The organism is Bradyrhizobium sp. (assembly GCF_049512235.1).
GTDB lineage: Bacteria > Pseudomonadota > Alphaproteobacteria > Rhizobiales > Xanthobacteraceae > Bradyrhizobium.
In genome coordinates, this window is sequence record NZ_JBEKXH010000552.1 from 1 (window position 1) to 3,959 (window position 3,959).

The following is a 3,959-nucleotide window of genomic DNA, read 5'->3' on the forward strand; positions in this document are numbered from 1 at the left end:
GCCGACGCCGGCAAGCTCTTGGTGCATCGCCTGCCCGTCTACCCCGGCTACGTCCGCTTCGCCGATACATGGTTGGCTCCCGACATCGCCACCCGCGTGCGGCGCATGAGCGACGCTGAAGGCTTCGCGCGCGACGACGACTGGGCACCGGGCAAAACCCAGCCACCACCGGCGCCGCTGGTGCTCGCCCGCGGCGTTGACGCGGGAATCGCTGGAATCGTCGAGCGTGCCACTTCGGGCGAACGGCTCGCCGCAAACGACATCGTGCGCCTGTTCGCCGCACGCGACGCCGACTACCGGCACGTCACGCAGGCCGCCGACGCGCTGCGACGCGCGGTCAGCGGCGACGTCGTGCGCTACGTCGTGAATCGCAACATCAACTACACCAACATCTGCTACTACAAGTGCAAGTTCTGCGCCTTCTCGAAAGGTCGCACCCACGAGGATCTGCGCGGCTCACCTTATGATCTCGCCATCGAGGAAATCACGCGTCGCTCGGTCGAGGCGTGGGATCGCGGGGCGACGGAAGTGTGCCTGCAAGGCGGCATCCATCCCGACTACACCGGCGCCACGTACGAAGCGATCTGCCGGGCGATCAAGGCGGTCGTCCCCCGGATGCACATCCACGCCTTCTCGGCGCTGGAAGTCACGCAAGGTGCGGCCACGCTCGGACTGCCGATCCACGAATTCCTTGCGAAGCTGAAGGCGGCCGGTCTCGGCACCCTGCCCGGAACGGCGGCCGAAATCCTCGACGATGACGTGCGCGCCATCATCTGCCCGGATAAGATCAATACCGGGCAGTGGCTCGACGTGCAGCGCGCCGCCCACCAGGCGGGATTGCGGACCACTTCGACCATCATGTACGGCCACGTCGAGACCTCGGATTCGCAGGCGAAACATCTCCTTGCGCTGCGCGACCTGCAGACTGAGACCGGCGGCTTCACCGAGTTCGTGCCGCTTCCCTTCGTCCACATGGAAGCGCCGATGTACCGCCTCGGCATGGCGCGTCCCGGCCCGACGTTCCGCGAAGCCGTCCTCATGCATTCGGTCGGGCGGCTGGCCCTGCATCCGCTGATATCAAACATCCAGACGTCCTGGGTTAAGATGGGGCCGGCGGGCGCGGCGGTCTGCCTGAAGTCCGGCGCCAACGATCTCGGTGGCACGCTGATGAACGAGAGCATCTCGCGCGCCGCCGGGACCCAGCACGGCCAGGAGTTTCCACCTCACGAGATGGAAGCGCTGATCCGCTCGATTGGCCGCGAGCCGATGCAACGCGACACTCTCTATCGGCAGGTAGCAGAAGACCGTCGAGCGGCATCCATGATCGCGGCCGACCTGGAGCCGATCGTGCTGACGCCGCCGCGCAAAAAGGCGGCGGTCGGTTAGAGCATGATGTGTTGGAGTTGGATCGATTCGTCCCGTAAGCGCGAGGCACTTACGATCTCGTATCCCGGACCCGGCATTGCGTCCCTTCGGCGGTGGACGGCAGGGCCTGGACAAAAATCGCGAAAACAACCCCATGCAAAGTAGAGTGGACCCCGGCTCGCAGCACTCTTGCTGCGCTGCATCAGGGGCAGGAGAAGAAAAAGTTCAACCTAACCTCATCCCGCTCTAGCCGACCGCTCCATGATACCGGTCGTTTCAGGCTCTCTGACCTCATCCCCGTGTAACGGCCGCTCCGTTATCGCTGGAGGAGCAAGCCTTCGCCCTAAGGACGATGATCGCGCGAGGCGGTCAAATGCGAACGACGGCAAGCACGTCGCCCTGGTCGAGCGCAGCGATGGCGCGGGCCAGCTGTGGCCGATCCGCCCTCATCCCACTCATCTTTTCTTTTTGGGGCGGAGCTTACAAACGCAAAAGAAGGTCGAAGGATCGACCCCGACAGAGACCCTTCTGGACGCTGCCGCCACGATCGCGCAACGCCCGGACCCTCGATCCGGACGGGGAGCGGTTTATCCGAGATACAACACCACTCGCTTCAAGTCACATGCCCCTGCTGCGGGTCGCTCCGTCGAGATCCAGGCCGATGCCGCCCGGCTGGCCGGACCTCAGGCGATCTCGAAGGACGTCCGACCAAGGCCGGAAGTGCGCCAAGGCGGGCCGACGTCCCGCGGCGCCCCGCTACAACTGGGTTGGCAGCCGCGGCACCCTCGAACCGCATCCTGAGCGATGCGCAATCTCTATGGCGAATGTACCGTTTGTTGGACCATCTCCTCTGATTGCTACTGCTACTGCGGCCCCGGCACTTGATTTTTTGGATAATCTACATTAGACTATTTTCAATTATGTTGTTTCGACAACTTAAATTGAGGCATCGATGGTCGGTTTTATCGGGCGGGAGCAGGATCTCGGCGTTCTGGAGCGGGAATTCGGGGAAGGGCGGGCGTCGCTTGTCATCCTCTATGGGCGACGTCGCATCGGCAAGTCCACCCTGATTCGACAGGCCTCATTGAAACGGTCGGCGATCTATTTCCAGGCTACGCTGGTCGATGACTCCCTCAATCTCGCGGCGTTCAAGGGCGAGATATCGCGCGTCCTCGGGGGCGATCCGGTCCTCGACAGCATATCGGACTGGCTGGGCGTCCTGCACTACGTCGCCAAACGGGCCGAACACAACCGCGGCATGGTCGTCGCTCTCGACGAATTTCCCTATCTCGTCGGAGGCAATCCCGGGCTGCCTTCGATCATGCAGAAGTTCTGGGATTCTCGGGCCGCCGAATCCGGCGCGCTGAAGATCGTTCTCTGCGGATCGCTAATTGCGCAGATGGAAGAACTTCTTGCCGAACGCAACCCGCTCTACGGGCGAAAGACCCTCGCTCGCGAAATTCTTCCCATGTCTCTCAGGGACGCCGCCGAGTTCGTGCCGCAATGGGAACCTGCCGATGCCATTTCGCTCTTCTCCGTTCTCGGCGGCGTTCCATACTACTTGGACATGTGCGATCAATCGCAGACGCTGGCCGAGAACATCAAGCGTCTGTTCCTCGCGCCCTCCGCCTCGTTGCAGGAGGAGCCGGAATTCCTGCTGCGCTCCGAACTGAATGAGGTGCGCCGCTATGCGAGTATCGCGGCCGCGATCGCGGACGGCGCCACCAAGCCCTCTGAGATCGTCTCCCGAGTCCACGGACTGACCGGGGCATCCGAAGTCTCGACTTACATCAATCGTCTCCAGCAGATGCGCGTGGTTGCGCGCGAGCGTTCCCTCGACGCCGACGAACGCTCGCGCAACACCAGATACTCGCTACAGGATCCGCTCTTCAGATTCTGGTACCGCTTCGTGCGGCCCAACCTCGGTACTCTCGGCCGCGGCTTCGGAGACGATGTCTGGGCCCGGAATATCCTGCCGTACTTCAACGAATACATGGGTTCGGCTTTCGAGACCGTCGCGCGCGACCATCTCCGCGACCATGCGCGAGAACGTTTCTCCGTGCCGGCGGGCAATATCGGTCGTATCTGGGGCGGCGATTTCGAGATCGACGTTGCCGGCCAGTTGCTCGACGGATCAGCCGTCTTCGGCGAGTGCAAGTGGGAAAACGCGTTGATAGGCCAGTCCACCCGCAAACGGCTAGAAGAATACGTCGCGAAGACCAGGTACGCAGAGGATGCGCGATCAAGGCATCTTGTGTTCTTCGCTCGCAAAGGATTCACGGAGGAGTTGCGCAAGACCGCCGAAATCGACGGCGGCATCCAATTGTTCGACCTGGAGGAGTTGGTGCGTTCGCCGGACCCGCATCCTGCGCCCTCGCCACCTTGAGCCGCGTTTCGTTGGTCCAGCGAACGGTATACTCGCCTTGCGGATTCTCTTCAATCGTCCTGATTGGTTGCGCGAGCGCACGCTTTGGTTAAAGTCTCGATTGCGGCCTGCGGCGTGTTCGAAAGCAGGCATGCGATTCGTTTCGGGAGTTCCAGATGGTTCGGTGTTCCGCTGTCGTGTTAGTACTGTGTTGTTTTGCGTCGGTTGC

The 3,959-nt window shown here is 62.3% G+C and carries 2 protein-coding genes; both read left to right on the forward strand.

The genetic code is table 11. The annotated features are described in order from the left end of the window. The first annotated feature begins 21 nt into the window (after positions 1 to 21). Positions 22 to 1,386 carry a 5-amino-6-(D-ribitylamino)uracil--L-tyrosine 4-hydroxyphenyl transferase CofH gene (gene cofH / locus ABSG20_RS31510; protein WP_423868357.1) on the forward strand — a complete coding sequence of 455 codons (1,365 nt, stop codon included), beginning with the start codon at positions 22 to 24 and terminating at the stop codon, positions 1,384 to 1,386. A 931-nt stretch (positions 1,387 to 2,317) separates the two neighbouring features. Continuing rightward, the gene (locus ABSG20_RS31515) at positions 2,318 to 3,751 is read left to right on the forward strand and encodes an ATP-binding protein (protein WP_423868356.1); all 1,434 of its coding nucleotides are present in this window, start codon (positions 2,318 to 2,320) and stop codon (positions 3,749 to 3,751) included. Positions 3,752 to 3,959: the final 208 nt, after the last annotated feature.